The organism is Neisseria sp. P0021.S007, from assembly GCF_051956855.1.
Genome location: NZ_JBQCXA010000699.1, coordinates 1 through 628 on the forward strand (window position 1 = coordinate 1; position 628 = coordinate 628).

1 protein-coding gene is annotated in these 628 nt (G+C 47.5%); it reads left to right on the plus strand.

The annotated features are described in order from the left end of the window. Nucleotides 1-169 precede the first annotated feature (169 nt). Nucleotides 170-628: MFS transporter (locus ACTHUR_RS15450; protein ID WP_440399518.1), on the plus strand; the 459-nt coding region annotated here is incomplete at its 3' end.

The window sequence follows — 628 nt, forward strand, 5'->3', positions numbered from 1 at the left end:
ATATTGAGGGTAACAGTTTGCATTTGTATTTCCTTTCATTCAAACAAATATGGTTGCCAAATACTTTACTCCTTACACAAACAGCTTGCAAATTCTTCATTAAAGGCCGTCTGAAAAAATGCAGATAGGCGTACAATAACGCCCTTTGCTTCATCAAACGGACATAATAATGACTTCAACATTCAAACAATGGGTTAGCGTATGCGCGCTGGCGGTGGGGGCGTTTATTTTCAATACCACCGAATACATTCCGATTGCGCTTTTGAGCGACATCGGTCAGAGCTTTGACAAACCGGCAACGGAAGTGGGCATGATGATTACGGTATATGCGTGGATTGTTGCGCTCCTATCGCTGCCGCTGATGCTGATGACGAAAAACATCGAACGGCGCAAATTATTGCTGATGCTGTTTGCACTGTTTGCGCTGTTTCACGCGCTGTCGTTCTTTTCTTGGAACTTCAACATCCTCTTGGTCAGCCGTATCGGGATTGCGCTGACACACGCGGTCTTTTGGTCGATTACGGCTTCTTTGGCGGTACGGCTTGCGCCCACGGGCAAAACCAATCAGGCTCTGGGCTTGCTCAGTACGGGTACGGTTTTGGCGATGGTTTTGGGTATTCCGCTGGGG